General features: G+C 65.6%; 15 protein-coding genes. 6 read left to right on the plus strand and 9 right to left on the minus strand.

Annotated elements, in window-relative coordinates; genetic code table 11:
• Window positions 1-1,333, minus strand: a 1,333-nt coding sequence (locus Q5H94_RS19400; RefSeq protein ID WP_304562909.1) for a glycosyltransferase family 4 protein, incomplete at its 3' end; no start/stop codon positions are given.
• A gap of 144 nt (window positions 1,334-1,477) precedes the next feature.
• On the minus strand, window positions 1,478-1,924 hold the full coding sequence (queF, locus tag Q5H94_RS19405; RefSeq protein ID WP_304562910.1) for a preQ(1) synthase: 447 nt from the start codon (window positions 1,922-1,924) through the stop codon (window positions 1,478-1,480).
• A 182-nt stretch (window positions 1,925-2,106) separates the two neighbouring features.
• On the opposite strand from queF, the gene sseA reads away from it, so the two are divergent.
• From sseA to Q5H94_RS19420, 3 genes are all read left to right on the plus strand, one after another.
• Window positions 2,107-2,955 carry a 3-mercaptopyruvate sulfurtransferase gene (gene sseA / locus Q5H94_RS19410; protein WP_304562911.1) on the plus strand — a complete coding sequence of 283 codons (849 nt, stop codon included), beginning with the start codon at window positions 2,107-2,109 and terminating at the stop codon, window positions 2,953-2,955.
• Entirely contained in the window at window positions 2,952-4,151 is a 1,200-nt protein-coding gene (gene metC, locus Q5H94_RS19415; protein ID WP_304562912.1) for a cystathionine beta-lyase, read from the plus strand. The genes sseA and metC overlap by 4 nt, the downstream gene beginning before the upstream one ends.
• Before the next feature lie 248 nt (window positions 4,152-4,399).
• Window positions 4,400-5,170, plus strand: a complete 771-nt coding sequence (locus tag Q5H94_RS19420) for a TorF family putative porin (protein ID WP_304562913.1) — start codon at window positions 4,400-4,402, stop codon at window positions 5,168-5,170.
• A gap of 101 nt (window positions 5,171-5,271) precedes the next feature.
• Here Q5H94_RS19420 and Q5H94_RS19425 read toward each other — a convergent pair whose 3' ends face one another.
• From Q5H94_RS19425 to sppA, 6 genes are all read right to left on the minus strand, one after another.
• On the minus strand, window positions 5,272-5,691 hold the full coding sequence (locus Q5H94_RS19425; protein WP_304562914.1) for a DUF3035 domain-containing protein: 420 nt from the start codon (window positions 5,689-5,691) through the stop codon (window positions 5,272-5,274).
• Entirely contained in the window at window positions 5,684-6,202 is a 519-nt protein-coding gene (lspA, locus tag Q5H94_RS19430; protein WP_304562915.1) for a signal peptidase II, read from the minus strand. The genes Q5H94_RS19425 and lspA overlap by 8 nt, the downstream gene beginning before the upstream one ends.
• Window positions 6,199-9,195, minus strand: coding sequence for an isoleucine--tRNA ligase (ileS, locus tag Q5H94_RS19435; RefSeq protein WP_304562916.1), 2,997 nt, complete (start codon window positions 9,193-9,195; stop codon window positions 6,199-6,201). Before ileS ends, lspA begins: the two co-directional genes overlap by 4 nt.
• Window positions 9,196-9,344: 149 nt before the next feature.
• Entirely contained in the window at window positions 9,345-9,644 is a 300-nt protein-coding gene (locus tag Q5H94_RS19440) for a GIY-YIG nuclease family protein (RefSeq protein ID WP_304562917.1), read from the minus strand.
• Window positions 9,645-9,701: 57 nt separating this feature from the next.
• Window positions 9,702-10,271 (minus strand): GNAT family N-acetyltransferase, encoded by a 570-nt coding sequence (locus tag Q5H94_RS19445; protein WP_304562984.1) that lies wholly within the window; start codon window positions 10,269-10,271, stop codon window positions 9,702-9,704.
• Window positions 10,268-12,136: a signal peptide peptidase SppA gene (gene sppA, locus Q5H94_RS19450; RefSeq protein ID WP_431312199.1), complete on the minus strand. Its 1,869-nt coding sequence runs from the start codon at window positions 12,134-12,136 to the stop codon at window positions 10,268-10,270. Before sppA ends, Q5H94_RS19445 begins: the two co-directional genes overlap by 4 nt.
• Before the next feature lie 251 nt (window positions 12,137-12,387).
• On the opposite strand from sppA, the gene groES reads away from it, so the two are divergent.
• Complete coding sequence (gene groES, locus Q5H94_RS19455; RefSeq protein WP_304562919.1) at window positions 12,388-12,675, plus strand: co-chaperone GroES; 288 nt, start codon at window positions 12,388-12,390, stop codon at window positions 12,673-12,675.
• A 44-nt stretch (window positions 12,676-12,719) separates the two neighbouring features.
• Window positions 12,720-14,363, plus strand: coding sequence for a chaperonin GroEL (groL, locus tag Q5H94_RS19460; protein WP_304562920.1), 1,644 nt, complete (start codon window positions 12,720-12,722; stop codon window positions 14,361-14,363).
• A 180-nt stretch (window positions 14,364-14,543) separates the two neighbouring features.
• Here the strand turns inward: groL and Q5H94_RS19465 are convergent, their stop codons facing one another.
• Complete coding sequence (locus tag Q5H94_RS19465; RefSeq protein WP_304562921.1) at window positions 14,544-15,071, minus strand: hypothetical protein; 528 nt, start codon at window positions 15,069-15,071, stop codon at window positions 14,544-14,546.
• Between the two features lie 164 nt (window positions 15,072-15,235).
• On the opposite strand from Q5H94_RS19465, the gene Q5H94_RS19470 reads away from it, so the two are divergent.
• A complete protein-coding gene (locus Q5H94_RS19470) occupies window positions 15,236-17,098 on the plus strand; it encodes a M3 family oligoendopeptidase (protein WP_304562922.1) in 1,863 nt (620 codons plus the stop codon).
• The last annotated feature ends 281 nt before the right edge of the window (window positions 17,099-17,379 follow it).

Here is a 17,379-nt window from a genome sequence, read left to right on the forward strand (position 1 = left end):
TCAGCGCTCGGGCATTGTCATCGATGCAATAGCCGTGGCGGCGATCGGGCACCGAATAGATCGAATGCTGGAGCATGGCGGTCGAGTCGGTCATCCGCTCGACCGCGCTGAAATCGGGCTTCAGCGGGGCGAACGACGCGGCGACGCCCGCCAGCCGCCTAGGGCGGGCGGCCACCATGTCGCCGATCGCCTGCATGCCGAGTTCGGCAAGGCGCGGCCAGATCATCGTGCGACCGCGCGCATAGGCACGTTCCGACAGGCGCTTGCGGTTGCGGTCGCTGCCGAGCAGCGCGTTGATCTCGCGCGCGAAAGCGGCGCTGTCGCCGAAATCGACCAGCACGCCGTGCCCGTCCGCCAGGATTTCCGTGGCGTGGACGTAGGGCGTGGAGATGACAGCCTTGCCGACGCCGACCGCGTAGCTGAGCGTGCCCGAGGTGATCTGCGCCGGGTTCACATACGGCGTCGCGTAGATGTCGGCGGCCTGCAGGTAATTGATCAGGTCGTCGTGATCGAAGAATTCATCGATGAATTCGATATTGCCCGACACGCCGCGCTCGGCAGCGAGCGCCTTGAGGCCGTCGCGATACTTCTCGCCCTCATGCGCGACGAGGTTCGGATGCGTCGAGCCAAGCACGACATAGAGCAGTTCCGGGTGCTGCGCGGCGACGGCGGGCAGCGCCTCGATCATCGTCTCGATGCCCTTGCTGGGCGCGAGCAGGCCGAAGGTCAGCACGACCTTGCGCCCCTGCCAGCCGAAGCGCGGCTTGAGCGTATCGGGATCGACGAAGGCGCGATCGGGAACACCGTGCGGGATCATCACGATCGTGCGGTCGCTGGCGCCGTAGACGCGCTCGAGGATCTCGCGGCCGCGCTCGGCCATCACGACGACCTTCGACGCACGGCGGAGCAGACCCTCCATCACGCGGCGCTCGTCCGGGTTGGGCTTGTCGAGGATGGTGTGCAGCGTGACGATGACCGGCAGCGTCACCCGGTCGAGCAGCGCGAGGATATGCTCACCGGCCGGGCCGCCGAAGATGCCATATTCGTGCTGCAGCCAGATCGCCTTCGCCCCGCTCTGCTCGATCTCGCGAGCGGCGGTGGAATAGGCGAGCCGGTCCTGATCGGGGATGCTCATCGTCACTTCGGGCGGGTAATCGTAGAGGCCCGGATGATCGTCCATCGCGTAGACGTCGATCTTGAGATCGGGGAAACGGCCCTTCAGCGCGGTGTAGGTGTCCGTCGTATATGTTGCGAGGCCGCATTTGCGGGGGAGAAAATTGCCGATCAGCGCGATGTGATCGATCGGAGATACCGCATCTGCTGCTTGCGTCATCGGTGTTTCCCTACGTGAACCTGGGCTTAATGACCCACTCTGGCTATCTCCGAACGGCCTAGTGACAATATGGTTGCACTCATGCTGCACCGCAACAGATGAATCGTGTTAACGCCGATCAACCCGGCGCTGGATTCGGGCCCTTCAGCCTCTTCCGCGATATCCTGGCACATCCTGCGACGGCAGCCAAAGGCCTTCGGGCGGTGGGCCGGACTGCCAGAACACATCGATGGGAATGCCGCCGCGCGGATACCAATAGCCGCCGATCCGCAGCCACAGCGGCGCCATTTCCGCGAACAGCCGCTCGCCGATGCCGACGGTGCAATCCTCATGGAAGGCCTGATGATTGCGGAAGCTGCCGAGGAACAGCTTGAGCGACTTCGATTCGACGATCGTTGCTGCGGGTGCGTAATCGATCACCAGATGCGCGAAATCGGGCTGTGCCGTCACCGGGCAGAGCGACGTGAACTCCGGCGCGGTGAAGCGCACCAGATACGGCCGGCCCGTGCGCGGATTGGGGACGTAATCGAGGACGGCTTCCTCGGGCGATGCGGGCAGCGTGCTTGGCTTGCCGAGATGGGTCGGTGTCATGGCGCGTGATGTAGCGCGCAGCGAACTCGACGCAATGACCGGGTGGGGTTAGAGGGTCGCTAACTGCATTCGGCCCATTCCACCGTTCGGGCTGAGCCTGTCGAAGCCCTGCCCTTTCTTCGGGCCAAGAAGGACAGCCCTTCGACAAGCTCAGGGCGAACGGGGAAGGTTCGGGGATCAATATGGACGCTCTTGTAACCACCGACTGGCTCGCGGGCGAAAGCGACGCCGCCGATCTCCGCATCGTCGATGCGACCTATTTCGCGAATTTCCCCGGCGAGCCGCCGCGCGACGGGCGCAGCGAGTACGAGGCCGCGCATATTCCCGGGGCGGTGTTCTTCGACATTCCGGCGATTTCGGACAAGGCGAGCCCGCTGCCGACCATGCTCCCCTCGCCGGAGCAGTTCACGGCGCAGATTCGCGCGCTCGGCATTTCGGATGCGACCCGCATCGTCCTTTACGACAACGCCCCGCACAAGACGGCGGCGCGCGCGTGGTGGATGCTGCGGACGTTCGGCGCGCGGCACGTCGCGATCCTCGACGGCGGCCTCGCGAAATGGCGCGCCGAGGACCGCCCGCTCGCGAACGGTGGTGAGACCCCCGCGCCCGGCCACTTCACCGCCGCGCTGAACGCGGGCGGCGTGCGATCGATCGGGGAGATCAAGGCCAATCTCGACACGCAGGCCGAACAACTGATCGACGCCCGATCCGCCAGCCGCTTCACCGGCGAGGAGGCCGATCCCCGCCCCGGCGTCGCATCCGGCCATATTCCGGGCTCACGCCACCTCGTCTATTCGAAACTCTTCAACGCCGACGGCACGTGGAAGCGCGGCGAGGCGCTGCGTGCCGAGTTCGATGCCGCCGGAGTCGATCTCGCCAAGCCCTTCGTCACGACCTGTGGCTCTGGCATCACCGCCGCGATCCTGCTGTTCGGCGCGCATCTGCTCGGCGCCGACGGCGCGCTTTACGACGGGAGCTGGTCCGAATGGGGCGCGGACGCGGACGCCCCCAAGGCGACGGGTGCGGCATGAGCGGCAGCGACACGCCCAAGGGCCCCTCCACCAAGGTCGTCGGCGCGGGGCGGCGCAAGGAATGGACGCAGGGGATCGTCAACACGCCGGTCTGGCGCGCCTCCACGATCCTCTACGACACCGTCGCCGATCTGCGCGCGAGCGGAGCGGCCGACACGCACCACCGCCTGTTCTACGGCCGGCGCGGCACGCCGACGCAGTGGAGCCTCGCCGATGCGCTGACCGAGCTGGAACCCGGCGCGGAAGGCACGTTCCTCTACCCCTCCGGCGTAGCGGCGATCGCCGCCGCGCTGCTGTCGGTGCTGTCGCCGGGCGACGAACTGCTGCTGGTCGACAGCGCCTATGATCCGACGCGCGGGATCGCGAACGGGCTGCTCAAGCGGATGGGGATCACTACGCGCTTCTACGATCCGCTGATCGGTGCCGGCATTGCCGAACTGATCGGCGACAAGACGAAGGCAATCCTGCTCGAAAGCCCCGGCAGCCTCACCTTCGAGGTGCAGGATATTCCCGCCATCACCGCCGCCGCCAGGGCGCGCGGGGTCGTGACGCTGCTCGACAATACCTGGGCGACGCCGCTGTTCTTCCCGGCGATCGAGCATGGCATCGACCTGTCGATCCTCGCCTGCACGAAGTATGTCGTCGGCCATAGCGACGTGATGCTCGGCTCCGTCACCGCTGCGCCGGGGCATTTCCGCAAGCTCCGTGAAACGAGCTTCCAGCTCGGCCAGGTCACCAGCCCCGACGACGCCTGGCTCGGCGCGCGCGGGCTGCGGACGATGGCGGTGCGGCTCAAGCAGCATGAGGCGAGTGCGCTGAAAATCGCGCATTGGCTGGCCGAGCAGCCCGGCGTGGCGCGCGTCTTGCACCCGGCGTTGCCCTCCTGCCCCGGCCACGACGTGTTCGTGCGCGACTTCAAGGGATCGTCGGGGCTGTTCTCCTTCGTGCTCGACGGCGGGGACGAGGCGGCGCGCGCGGCGCTGATCGACGGTCTTGCGCATTTCGGTATCGGCTATAGCTGGGGCGGGTTCGAGAGCCTGGCGCTCCCTGTCGATCCTGCGCGGCACCGCAGCGCAACCACGCGCGACGATGCCGGCCCGATGATTCGCCTGCAGATCGGCCTTGAAGATGCCGACGATCTGATCGCCGATCTCGACGCCGGCCTTGCGCGCTTCCGGGAAACCTCCGGCAAATAATCGCGCCTGTTCAAAGAAGTCCGGTTTGCCACGTCTTTGGCGCGGCTTTCGCGGTGTTGCGCGCGAGCCACACACGAGAAACAATTCAGACACGATCCAGCCACGCATCAGCAATATTTTGTTGTGCAACGCGGCATTACTCGGCAAGCAAAGAACACCGACGGCAAGTCTCGCGGGGGATTTCGATCCTTACAGACGCGGCTGCCTGAGTGTGCAGGCGGGGACGACGCATTTTCGAAAGGGAATCGATGCGCATCTCCACAATCGCTATCGGCGGGCTGATGCTCGCTGCCTCCGCCACGCCGGCCTTCGCGGATGACGCCGCGCCGCCGCCGGAATTCACCATCAACGGCACCGCCGCCGTCGTCAGCGACTATCGCTTCCGCGGCATCTCGCAGACCGACAAGAATGGCGCGATCCAGGGCTCGATCACGATCACGCACAAATCGGGCTTCTACGCCTCGGTCTGGGGTTCCTCGATCGACGATTACGTGACGGCTGCCGGCACCGGCAATCAGGAAATCGACATCATCGGCGGCTACAGCCACAGCTTCGGCTCGATCAAGCTCGACGGCGGCGTGCTGTACTACTTCTACCCGAAGACCAAGGTCGCGGGTGTCAGCTCCGACTTCTTCGAGCCGTATTTCGACGTCTCGACCACGGTCGGCCCGGTTTCGGCCAAGGCGACGGTCAACTATGCCCCCGCGCAGAAAGCGCTCGGCGTCTGCCAGGGCGGTTGCGGCGAGAAGGCCAATGACAACGTCTATCTCGCGGGCGACTTCTCGGTGGCGATTCCCAAGACGCCGCTGGGCCTGACCGCCCATGTCGGCCACTCCTGGGGCCCGACCTGGCTGACGATCGGCAACGAATATACCGACTACAGCTTCGGCGCGACGGCGACCTACAAGATGCTGACGCTGGGCGTGTCCTATGTCGGCACCGACGGCGACTTCATCACGCCGAGCGGCAAGAACGCGAGCAGCGGCGGGGCCGTCTTCTCGTTGACCGCCGCTTTCTAAAACCAGGCGTCATTCGAAACGAAAAGGGGGAGCGGTGCGAACCGCTCCCCCTTTTTGTGTCTTACCTCCTCCCGCGAAGGCGGGAGGAGGCGAGAAGCCGATTACTTCGAGGTCGAAGCGCGCGCGGCCTGCCCGTCGCCCTGCGGCGCGGCGACGAGATCGCGCGTGGTCGAGCCCTTGTCGACCACCGTCGTGCCGGGATCGTCGACCGAGCTGCGGATGCCGGGATCGTCGCTGTCCGCGCCGGCCGCGCCGATCGTCGCGGTCTCCGCGCCGCTGCGCGCAGCCGCACCGCCGAACAGCGCGTCGAGCGCCTGCGCGTTGGGGCTTATGTCGTTGGCGCGCGCGGCGCCCGGCTGCGGCGGGGCCAGCGAGAAATCGGGCGGGATCACCAGCGGCGCCTGGCGCGCGACGGCGTATTCGTCCGGCCCGCTGGTGCGGCCGATACGCTGACGGGCGCACCCCGACAGGAGGACGGCAGCAAGCCCGAGGCCGCCCACGACGATCGCCACTTTACGCATTCGAATTCTCCACAGAAGCTCGTTCCGCCCGGGGTTTGTCGCGAACCAGAAGCGCGCGCGCGAACAGTACGAGCACCCCCATCGTAATCATCACATCGGCGGTGTTGAAGACCAAAAACGGTTGCCATGCGCCGATGTGAAAGTCGAGGAAATCCACGACATAGCCGAGCCGCACGCGATCGAGGATATTGCCCAGCGCGCCGCCCAGCACGCTGCCGAGCGCAATCTGCTCGACCCGGTTCTTCTCGCGCAGCATCCACACCAGCACGCCGCCCGCGATCAGCCCGGTCATCACCACCAGCGCCCAGCGCATCGTGTCGCTGTCGGCATGAAGCAGCCCGAGCGACACGCCGCGATTGGCGACGAAGCGGATGTTGAAGAAGCTGGTGACATAATGTTCCAGCGTCAGTTCGTTCAGGCCCATCACCTCGGTGACGCCGTATTTGGCGGCCTGATCGGCGACGAACAGGACGAGGGCGGCGGCGAGGCCGGCGATCGGCAGCTTGCTCATGCGCCCACCACCTCTTCACAGCGCGCGCAGAGCGACAGGTCTTCCGTCACCTCGGGCAGCAACCGCCAGCAGCGGCCGCATTTGTGGAAATCGGTGCGCGTGACGGCGATCGGCGCGGTGTTGGCGCCGGTCGTCACCTTCGCGACGATGAAAACCTCCGCCAGCGCTTCGGGCTTCAGCGGCGCGCGCGGCACCGCCACCTCGGCCTCGAGGCTGGAGCGCACGATCTTCTCGCGGCGCAGCGGCTCGATCGCCTCGGTCACCTGCGCGCGCAAGGCCCGCACGTCGGCCCATGAGGTCGAGACCGCATCGTCGCCCGGCAGGCCCGGCAATTCGGGCCATTCGAGGAAATGCACTGACCCGTCCTCGCTCGGGTAGCGCGCCTGCCACACTTCCTCGGCGGTGAAGCACAGGATCGGCGCGGCATAGCGCACCAGCGCGTGGAACAGGATGTCGAACACCGTCCGCGCCGAGCGCCGCTTGATATCCGTCGGCGCGTCGCAATAGAGCGAGTCCTTGCGGATATCGAAGTAGAAGGCCGACAGATCCTCGTTGGCGAAATCGGTCAGCAGCCGCAGATAGCGGTTGAATTCAAAGGCATCCGCCGCCGCCTTCAGCTCCATGTCGAGGTTGCCGAGCAGGTGGAGCACGTAGCGCTCCAGCTCGGGCATGTCCTTGGGGGCGACCTTCTCCGCCTCCTCGAACCCGTCGAGCGCGCCGAGCAGGTAGCGGAAGGTGTTGCGCAGCTTGCGATATGCGTCGGAAGTGGTGTTGAGCACCTCCTTGCCGATGCGCACGTCCTCGAAATAATCGACCGAGGCGACCCACATGCGCAGGATATCCGCACCGCTCTCACCGATCACCTTGAGCGGATCGACGACGTTGCCGAGGCTCTTCGACATCTTCCGCCCGTTGCCGTCGAGCGCGAAGCCGTGCGTCAGCACCGCATCGTACGGCGCACGCCCGCGCGTGCCCGCGCTTTCCAGCAGCGACGACTGGAACCAGCCGCGATGCTGGTCCGATCCTTCGAGATAGAGGTTCGCGCGCACGCCCTCGCCGTAGCGCGCCTCGATCACGAAGGCGTGCGTCGAGCCGCTGTCGAACCACACGTCGAGAATGTCGGTGATGACGTCGTAATCGGCGGCGTTGTAGCCGGGGCCTAGCAGCGCCTGATGATCGGCCGCGAACCACGCATCCGCACCGCCCGCCTTGAAGGCGTCCACGATGCGTGCGTTGACGGCGGGATCGTTGAGATACGCGCCCGTCTTGCGATCGACATACAGCGCGATCGGCACGCCCCACGCGCGCTGGCGGCTGATGACCCAGTCGGGCCGCTGCGACACCATCGCGTTGATGCGATTCTTCGACCGCTCGGGCACCCAGCGGGTGTGTTCGATCGCGTCGAGTGCGATCTCGCGGAGGGTGGCGCCGTTTCCTTTAAGCCCCTCCCCTTCAGGGGAGGGGTTGGGGTGGGGCCGTGCCGCCGGCTCCCACGCCTCGCTTCGCGAGCCGATCTCCGCGCTGCGACCATCCCCCGGATGGTCGCTGTTCGCGCTCCGATCCATCGGAATGAACCACTGCGGCGTGGCGCGGAAGATCACCTTCGCCTTCGAGCGCCAGCTATGCGGATAGCTGTGCGCGAAATCGTCCGACGCCGCGAGCAGCGCCCCCGCCGCGCGCAGGTCCGTGCAGATCGGCCCCTCGGCGCTGACGAACTTCTTGTTGATGACGCTGCCCTGCCCGCCCAGCCACAGCCAGTCGTCACGGTACATGCCAGCACCATCGACCGCGAAGACCGGATCGATGCCGTTCGCCTTGCACAGCAGGAAATCGTCCTCGCCGTGGTCGGGCGCCATATGGACGAGGCCCGTACCCGCATCGGTCGTGACGAAATCGCCCGCGAGGAACGGCCGCGGCTTGGCGAAGAACCCGCCGAGATGGTGCATCGGGTGGCGAGCTACGGCACCGGCAAGTTGGGAGCCTTTGCCAGTCCACAGCGTGTAGACGTCATCGAGCGTAACGGCAGCACCCCACTCCACGGCGCGCTTCAGCGAAGCCAGCACGCGTGCAGCGAAAGTGTCGATCAGATCGGTCGCGATGAGGAACGAGTTCTCGCGAAAGAAATCAACGCTGGCCATCCAGGCATGAAGCTCTGGCGAGCCATCTGAAAGGTCTCGTTCGATATCGAAACTGAGATTGATGCGCTTATACTCAATCTCCGGCCCATACGCCAAAGCCTGGTTCACCGGGATCGTCCACGGCGTCGTCGTCCAGATCACCGCATGCGCGCCGACCAGCTCGGGCGCGTTCGGTGCCTCGACGATCTCGAACGCGACGTCGATCTGCGTCGACACCACGTCCTCATATTCGACCTCGGCCTCGGCCAGCGCGGTCTTCTCCACCGGGCTCCACATCACCGGCTTCGCGCCGCGATAGAGCTGGCCGCTCTCCGCGAACTTCAGCAGTTCGCCGACGATCGCGGCCTCGGCCTCGTATTTCATCGTCAGGTACGGGTCTTCCCAGTCGCCCATCACGCCCAGCCGCTCGAACTGCGCGCGCTGCACCGCGACCCATTTCTCGGCATAGGCGCGGCACTCGGCGCGGAACTGCGCGACCGGTACCTGATCCTTGTCGAGCTTCTTGGCGCGGTACGCCTCCTCGACCTTCCATTCGATCGGTAGGCCGTGGCAGTCCCAGCCGGGAACGTAGGGCGCATCCTTGCCCATCAGCGACTGGCTGCGGACGATGATGTCCTTCAGCACCTTGTTCATCGCATGGCCCATGTGAATGTCGCCATTCGCATAGGGCGGGCCGTCGTGGAGGATGAAGCGCTCGCGCCCCTGCCGTTGCTTGCGCAGGCGATCGTACAGGCCGAGCTTCGCCCAGCGCTCGAGGATCGCCGGCTCCTTCTGCGCGAGGCCGGCCTTCATCGGGAAATCGGTCTTCGGCAGGAAGACGGTATCGCGCCAGTCTGGTGGGGTGGTGTCAGTCATGGAACGGCGGCCTTAGCCGGAAGGCGCGCGCTCTAAAAGCCCCGTGATCCCCAGCGAAGGCTGGGGCCCAGTCGGGAAAAGCGGCGGCAACGGATCGCAGCGCCCGATCACCGAACGCTCCGTAACTGGGCCCCAGCCTTCGCTGGGGATCAGGACAGCGCCAGTACGGTATCATACAAATCCGCCCATTCGGGATTGAGGCCCTCGATCTCGCGCACTTTCCATGCGCGCTTCCACGCTTTCATTTGGCGCTCGCGAACGCGCGCGGCCTCGATGGAATCGCAGGCTTCGTACCAGACCAGCAGCGTGCAGCCATATTGCTTGGTGAAACCGTCGATCGCGCCGGTGCGGTGTTCGTGCGCGCGTTTTGCAAGGTCACTGGTCGCGCCGAGATAGATCGTGCCGTTGCGTCGGCTGGCCATGATGTAAACAAAGCCAGGCTTCTCCATCGAACGTCCCGCAACTGGACCCCGGCCTTCGTCGGGGATCTACTTTCGGCTAAGCCCTCACCACCGCGACACCATCCCCACGTCGCGGAACGGCTTGGGCTCCAGCGGCGGGAGGCTCGCCTGGTTGAGCTCGCATTGCCAGAAGCCGACGTCGATCCAGCGGCCGTCCTTGTAGCCCGCCTCGCGCAGCACGCCGGTGCGCTTGAAGCCGACCGACTCGTGCAACCGGATCGCCCAGTCGTTAGGGAGCGTCAGCACCGATATGGCGTGCGCGAAGCCCTGCGTGCGGAGGGTGTCGATGAGCGCGTGATAGAGCTGCCGCCCGTTGCCCTTCCCCTGCGTGCCCTGCGCGAGATAGACCGAGGTCTCGACGGTATATCTGTACGCCGGCCGGTCGCGGAACGGCGTCGCGTAGGCGTAGCCGATCACGGTGCCCTCGGCCCCCGCCTCGCCCTCGACCACCACCAGCCACGGCAGGAAGCCGTCGGAGGCGAGCATGCGGCTGCGCATCTGCCCGGTGTCGGGCGCCTTGGTCTCGAACGAGACGGTGCCGCTTTCGACATAGGGCCGGTAGATGCCCGCGATCGCCGACGCATCGGCTGGCTCCGCCGGCCGGACGGCGATCACCACCCGAAGCGCGCCAGGATCAGCTGCATCAGCGCGACGTCGCCCTGCACTGGCCGCTGGCTGCCAAGCGCCTCGCACTCCAGGCAGCGCGCCTGGACGGCGGCACCCGTGCCGATCCGCTTCACGTCGCCCACCGCGCGCGCGAACACCGCGCGCCGCTCGGCCGAGATGCGCGAGAAGGCGTCGCCGCCGCTCGTCGCGGCATCCTCGTCGTCATTGTTGCTCTTGGTGAACTGCTCGATCAGCTTGGCGAAGGCGCCCGGCTTCTTCTCGAGATATTCGGCGTGGTAATCGCCCGCCTTCAGCCCGGCGCGCTTCGCGGCTTCGGCGATCGCGTCGTTCAGGCCGCCGAACTGATCGACCAGCCCGAGCTGCCGCGCGGTGCCGCCGTCCCACACGCGGCCCTGGCCGATCTCGTCGACCTGCGCCGGCGTCTTGTGCCGGGCATTGGCGACGCGCGTGATGAACTGGCGGTATCCGTTCTCGATCCCCGCCTGGAAGATCGCGTCGGTTTCCGCATTGGTGCCGGAATAGATGTCGGGCTGGCCCGAGATCGGCGTGGTCTTCACGCCGTCGGTGGTGACGCCGATCTTCTTGAGCGTGTTCTCGAAGGTCGGGATGATGCCGAAGATGCCGATCGAGCCGGTGATCGTCGTCGGCTGGGCGAAGATCCTGTCGCCAGCGGTCGACACCCAATAGCCGCCAGACGCCGCGACGCCGCCCATCGAGACGACGATCGGCAGCTTCTGCGCCTTGGCCTGCGAGATGGCGGTGCGCATCACTTCGGACGCGAGCGCGGAGCCGCCCGGCGAGTCGACGCGCACGACCAGCGCCTTCAGATCCTTCTTGGCGAGCCCGTCGAGCACCAGCTTGGCGACGGTGTCGCCGCCCGCGCTGCCGTTCTGCGACTTGCCGTCGATGATATCGCCCGCGATCGTGATGACGCCGATCTTGCCGCCGGTGTCGGACAGCGGATTGGCGGCGAGGTACGCGTCGTACTTGATCGTCTTGTAGCTGCCGGCCGGCTTGTCCTTCTCGGCACCGACGAGGTCCGCGACATGCTTGTTGAAGTCGAGACGGCTGCCGAGCTTGTCGACGATACCGGCGTCGAGATTGGCCTTGGCGATATCGCCCTGCGCGGCGACGATCACCTTGTCGGGCGTCGCCAGGAAATCGGCGATCCGTGCCTTCGGACGCGCCTTGGCGACCGCTTCCTTCCACTGGCCCCACAGCACTTCGTAGAGCTTGACGACCTCTTCCTTCGCTTCCGGCGACGCGGCGTCGCGGGTGTAAGGCTCTACGAACGACTTGTACTTGCCGACGCGGTAGACGTGAGCGTTGATGCCGAGCTTGTCGATGAGGCCCTTGTAGTAGAGCTGCGATCCGCCGAGGCCCATGAACAGCGTGCCGCCCATCGGGTTCATCCAGATTTCGGAAGCGTTGGCGGCGAGACGGTATCCGCTGTCAGTGTAGGCGGTCGCGTAGGCCAGCACGGTCTTCTTGTCGCGCACGCGGCGCACGGCCTCGGCCACCTCGTTGGTGACGGCCGGATAGCCGCCGCCGAACGAATCGAGATCGAGCACGACCGCCTTCACCTTGTCGTCGCTCGCCGCCTTGTCGAGCGTGCGCACCACGTCGCGCAGGCGGTATTCCTTGGGGGAACCGTCACCGCTCAGCGCGGCGAAGGGATCTGCCTCGCTGGTCTGTTCGACGATCGGACCGTCGAGCTTGAGCAGCAGCGCGCCCTCACCCACCGGCTTCGCGCCGCCGCCGCGCGCCGCCATCGCGCCGAACAGCACGCCGAAGAACAGCAGCATGGCGGCCAGCACCATCAGATCCTTGATCCCGACCAGGATCTTCCACATGGCCCGAAGGAATTTCACCCTGCCGCTCCCCTGTTGGCATTCATGAACGCGACGCTAGAGCATCGCCGCGGGCACGTAAAGCACCCGTATTAGTCGCGCAATACAGGTTCGGAAGCGGAAACATTTTTCACGTCGTGCCTGCCGCCCGCCGGTTGACGAAGTCGGGGGCCAGGCACATATGCCGGCCGCTGGCACTCGCCTGCGATGAGTGCTAACAACGATTCACATTACCTAGCAGAAGGACTAAACGCATGGGTTTTCGGCCGTTGCATGACCGCGTCCTCGTTCGCCGTGTCGAGGCGGAAGAGAAGACTGCGGGCGGGATCATCATCCCCGACACCGCCAAGGAAAAGCCGCAGGAAGGCGAAGTCGTCTCCGTGGGCACCGGCATCAAGAGCGAAGAGGGCAAGGTTACCCCGCTCGACGTCAAGGCCGGCGACAAGATCCTGTTCGGCAAGTGGTCGGGCACCGAGGTCAAGGTCGACGGTGAAGACCTGCTCATCATGAAAGAGTCGGATATCCTCGGCATCGTTGGCTGAGCTTCCGTTTTCTCCTCACAATCTAATCTGAAAGGTCAGCCAACATGGCAGCCAAGGACGTAAAATTCAGCCGCGACGCGCGTGAGCGCATCCTGCGCGGCGTCGACATCCTCGCCGATGCGGTGAAGGTCACGCTCGGGCCGAAGGGCCGCAACGTCGTGATCGACAAGAGCTTCGGCGCGCCGCGCATCACCAAGGACGGCGTCACCGTCGCCAAGGAGATCGAGCTCAAGGACAAGTTCGAGAACATGGGCGCGCAGATGGTGCGCGAAGTCGCCTCGAAGACCAACGACATCGCCGGTGACGGCACGACCACCGCGACCGTTCTGGCGCAGGCGATCGTTCGCGAGGGCATGAAGTCGGTTGCGGCCGGCATGAACCCGATGGACCTGAAGCGCGGCATCGATCTCGCCGTCATCAAGGTCGTCGAGGACATCAAGTCGCGCTCGAAGCCGGTTGCCGGCACCTCCGAGATCGCCCAGGTCGGCATCATCTCGGCTAACGGCGACAAGGAAGTCGGCGAGAAGATCGCGGAAGCGATGGAGAAGGTCGGCAAGGAAGGCGTGATCACCGTCGAGGAAGCGAAGGGTCTCGATTTCGAGCTCGACGTCGTCGAGGGCATGCAGTTCGACCGCGGCTATCTGTCGCCGTACTTCATCACCAACCCGGAGAAGATGACGGTCGAACTCACCGATCCGTACATCCTGATCCACGAGAAGAAGCTGTCGAACCTGCAGGCGATCCTGCCGATCCTCGAAGCCGTGGTGCAGTCGGGCCGTCCGCTGCTCATCATCGCGGAAGACATCGAGGGTGAGGCTCTTGCCACGCTCGTCGTCAACAAGCTGCGCGGCGGCCTCAAGGTCGCGGCGGTCAAGGCTCCCGGCTTCGGCGATCGCCGCAAGGCGATGCTCGAGGACATCGCGATCCTGACCAAGGGCGAGCTGATCTCGGAAGACCTCGGCATCAAGCTCGAGAACGTCACCGTCGGCATGCTCGGCACCGCCAAGCGCGTCTCGATCGACAAGGACAACACCACCATCGTCGATGGCGCCGGTGATGCCGAGGCGATCAAGGGCCGCACCGAGGCGATCCGTGCGCAGATCGAGAACACCACCAGCGACTACGACAAGGAGAAGCTCCAGGAGCGTCTCGCGAAGCTCGCCGGCGGCGTGGCCGTCATCAAGGTCGGCGGTGCTTCGGAAGTCGAAGTCAAGGAGCGCAAGGACCGCGTCGACGACGCGCTGCACGCGACCCGCGCAGCCGTCGAAGAAGGCATCGTCCCCGGTGGCGGCACGGCCCTCCTCTACGCCACGAAGGCCCTGAACGGCCTGACCGGCGCGAACGAGGACCAGACGCGCGGCATCGATATCGTCCGCAAGTCGCTGACTGCGCTGGTTCGCCAGATCGCGCAGAATGCCGGCCATGACGGTGCGGTCGTCTCGGGCAAGCTGCTCGACCAGAGCGACACCTCGTTCGGCTTCAACGCTTCGACCGACGTGTACGAGAACCTCGTCACCGCCGGCGTGATCGACCCGACCAAGGTCGTCCGCACCGCGCTGCAGAACGCGGCCTCGGTCGCCGGCCTGCTTATCACGACGGAAGCCGCCGTGTCCGAGCTGCCGGAAGACAAGGCTCCGGTCGGCATGCCCGGCGGCGGCATGGGCGGCATGGGCGGCATGGACTTCTGATTTTCGACCGGGGCAGCAAAAGCTGCCCCGAACAGAAAATCAGAATGGCCGGCAGGTCGGCGAAGCCGAACCTGTCCGACGAGGCCACGGCTTTGCCGGGGCTGTTCAGATCACCAGTCCTCTACGGCTGTACCAAAAGCAAAGGGCCGCAGGAGCAATCCTGCGGCCCTTTCGCGTGGCTCAATCGTCGTTGGTGTACAGCAACTCGGGCCGGGCCGCGACGGCCGCCGGGGCGGGCGCCGCCGGCATCCGGCACCGCTTCGCCAGCCCGAGGCCCTTGAGATAGCCGCGCCGGATCGATCCGGCATAGACCGCCGCCTCGACGCGCCGCTGCTGCTTGTCGGCGCCGGTCAGCACCTTGACGAGCCCCAGACCGGGGATGAGCGTGTTGACCAGCGCCCGTGCGCCCGCCGCCGCCACTGCCGAGCTTTCGCCCTTCTTCACCGGATCGGCATCGACGTCGCGGCCGAGTGCCTTGTCGAGCGCGGTGATCTCGCTGGCGATCGCCGCGCAATTGCCGGTGTGCGCGTCCGAATAGGGTGCGGTCGCGGCATATTGCAGCACCTCGGGGATCTTGTCGTCCTTGATGCGGGTGACGCGCAGCGGCTCGGTCGCGGCGCGGCCGACGCTGTCCTGCTGCTGGCCGGCGAGCACCGGCACCGGCGCAGCGATGAGAGAAGTGGCGAGGATCAGGGAAATCGTACGCATGGCGGATCGTCCGTTCGTGAATTGCCGATGCCCCCGCCAACGCACGTAAGGCCGGATTGGTTACATGCCCGGCACGATCTTGCGACGAAGGGATTTACTCTGGTCAGGCACCGCGCCGCTTGGCATCAAAGCGGCAACATTTCCGACAGCAAGGGCCCTTCGCCATGACCGATCTTTCCCGCCGCGACGCGATCGCCGCCGCTTCCATTGCCGTGCTTGCCACGACAATGCCCGCCTGGGCGCAGACCGCGACCGCGGGTGGCGCGGCGTGGGATCTGAGCGATCTGTACGCCGACGAAGCCGCTTGGGACGCCGCGCGCAAGAAGGCGCTCGCCGACCTCCCCGGCCTCGCCAAATACAAGGGCAAGCTCGGCAGCAACGCGGAGACGCTCGCCGCAGCGCTGTCGCTGCAGACCGCGCTCGATCGCGTCATCTCTCGCGTCTATGTCTATGCCAGCCTGAAGGCGGACGCCGATCTCCGCGTTTCCGCCAGCCAGGAAAAGCAGGCGCAGGCGATCAACCTCTACACCGCCTTCGGCGAAGCCTCGTCGTGGATCGCGCCGGAGCTGCTGACGATCGGCAAGGCGAAGATCGACGCCTTCGTCGCCGCCAACGAAACGCTGCGCACGCATTTCGATTTCATCCTCGCCGATGCGCTGCGTCAGGCTGAACACACGCTGTCGCCCGAGGGGGAGATCCTGCTGGCGGGCACCGCTGCGCCGTTCAGCGGCGCGCGCGACATCCGCGAACAGCTCGCCGCGTCCGACATTCCCTGGCCGACCGTCACGCTGTCGACCGGCAAGCAGGTGCGGCTCGACGACCAGGCCTATACGCTCAACCGCGACGCGCCGAACCGCGCCGACCGCAAGCTCGTGTTCGACAGCTTCTGGGGAGAATACGGCAAGTTTCAGAGCTCGCTCGGCGCGGCCTATCTCAGCCATGTGAAGGCCGACATCTTCGGCATGAAGGCGCGGAAATATCCGACCTCGCTCGCCGCCGCTCTGTCAGGTGGAAACGTGCCGGAAGCGGTCTACCGCAGCCTCGTGAAGGAAGCGAATGCCGGCCTGCCGCAGCTCCATCGCTATTTCGAGCTGCGCCGCAAGCTGCTGAAATTGCCCGACATGGCATATTACGACATCTATCCGCCGCTCGTGCAGCTCGACAAGAAAGTCGGCCTTGCCGAAATGCGGACGACGACGATGGCTGCGCTGAAACCGCTCGGTCCGGAATATGGCGCGATGTTCGCCGAGGCGACGGGCAAGAAGTGGATGGACCCGCTGCCGCGCCCCGGCAAGAAATCGGGTGCGTACATGAACCCCGGCGCGGCATTCGACGTGCATCCCTATCTGCTGCTCAACCTCGGCGAGAACTACGAGGGCATGACGACCTACGCCCATGAATGGGGCCATGCGATGCACACTTTGCTCGCGAACAAGAACCAGGTCTATGAAAAGACCAACTACCCGATCTTCCTCGCGGAAATCGCCTCGACCTGCAACGAGATGCTGCTCGCCGCGTACATGGTGGCGAACGCCAAGACCAAGGCGGAGAAACTCTTCTACCTCGGCCAGCAGCTCGAGGCGATCCGCGGCACGTTCTTCCGCCAGACGATGTTCGGCGAATTCGAGCTTCTGATCCACGACAAGGCGGAAGCCGGCGAAGGCCTGTCGGGCGAGGCGCTCAGCAAGCTCTATCTCGACCTGCTGCGCCGTTATCACGGGCCGAAGGTAGCGGTTTCGGACACATACGGGTCTGAATGGGCGTACATTCCGCATTTCTATTCGAGCTTCTACGTCTACCAATATGCGACCTGCATTTCGGCCGCGTCCTATTTCTCGCGCGCGATCCTGAAGGGCGGCGCGAAGGAGCGGGACACGTATCTGGCGGTGCTGAAAGCTGGCGGATCGGACTATCCGGTCGATATCCTGAAGCGTGCGGGTCTCGATATGACGGGCGGCGCGCCGTATCAGGCGGTGGTCGCGACCTTCAAGGATACGCTCGATCAGTGCGAGGCGCTGATCTCGTAACGCGCTTTACCGCGAACGAGGTCGGTGCTTCATCGATACGCAACACGATGAAGCGCCGTCTCGTTCGCGGCCATGACGCGGGCTCTGGCCTGCCACCAACGCCGGGAGGGAGCGTGGTGGGAGGCTGCCCTCTCACGAGATTGGGATTGGGCCGGAATCGTTACCGAAACCTTGCCGGCAGGGCTGCGGAGGCGGTGGTTTCGACCAAGGTCTAATGGGCTGGGAAAGAACGCGTTTTTTCAAGGGGCGCCGCGGCGGAGCCGCGTCGTCGGTCGGCGCTA

It is taken from the genome of Sphingomonas immobilis, from assembly GCF_030580995.1.
In the GTDB taxonomy this organism is placed as follows: domain Bacteria; phylum Pseudomonadota; class Alphaproteobacteria; order Sphingomonadales; family Sphingomonadaceae; genus Sphingomonas; species Sphingomonas immobilis.

Coding starts and splice junctions, on each gene's coding strand:
- queF (WP_304562910.1), bottom strand. CDS start 1,924: ATGACACCGACCCATCTCGGCAAGCCAAGCACGCTGCCCGCATCGCCC.
- sseA (WP_304562911.1), top strand. CDS start 2,107: ATGGACGCTCTTGTAACCACCGACTGGCTCGCGGGCGAAAGCGACGCC.
- metC (WP_304562912.1), top strand. CDS start 2,952: ATGAGCGGCAGCGACACGCCCAAGGGCCCCTCCACCAAGGTCGTCGGC.
- Q5H94_RS19420 (WP_304562913.1), top strand. CDS start 4,400: ATGCGCATCTCCACAATCGCTATCGGCGGGCTGATGCTCGCTGCCTCC.
- Q5H94_RS19425 (WP_304562914.1), bottom strand. CDS start 5,691: ATGCGTAAAGTGGCGATCGTCGTGGGCGGCCTCGGGCTTGCTGCCGTC.
- lspA (WP_304562915.1), bottom strand. CDS start 6,202: ATGAGCAAGCTGCCGATCGCCGGCCTCGCCGCCGCCCTCGTCCTGTTC.
- ileS (WP_304562916.1), bottom strand. CDS start 9,195: ATGACTGACACCACCCCACCAGACTGGCGCGATACCGTCTTCCTGCCG.
- Q5H94_RS19440 (WP_304562917.1), bottom strand. CDS start 9,644: ATGGAGAAGCCTGGCTTTGTTTACATCATGGCCAGCCGACGCAACGGC.
- sppA (WP_431312199.1), bottom strand. CDS start 12,136: ATGTGGAAGATCCTGGTCGGGATCAAGGATCTGATGGTGCTGGCCGCC.
- groES (WP_304562919.1), top strand. CDS start 12,388: ATGGGTTTTCGGCCGTTGCATGACCGCGTCCTCGTTCGCCGTGTCGAG.
- groL (WP_304562920.1), top strand. CDS start 12,720: ATGGCAGCCAAGGACGTAAAATTCAGCCGCGACGCGCGTGAGCGCATC.
- Q5H94_RS19465 (WP_304562921.1), bottom strand. CDS start 15,071: ATGCGTACGATTTCCCTGATCCTCGCCACTTCTCTCATCGCTGCGCCG.
- Q5H94_RS19470 (WP_304562922.1), top strand. CDS start 15,236: ATGACCGATCTTTCCCGCCGCGACGCGATCGCCGCCGCTTCCATTGCC.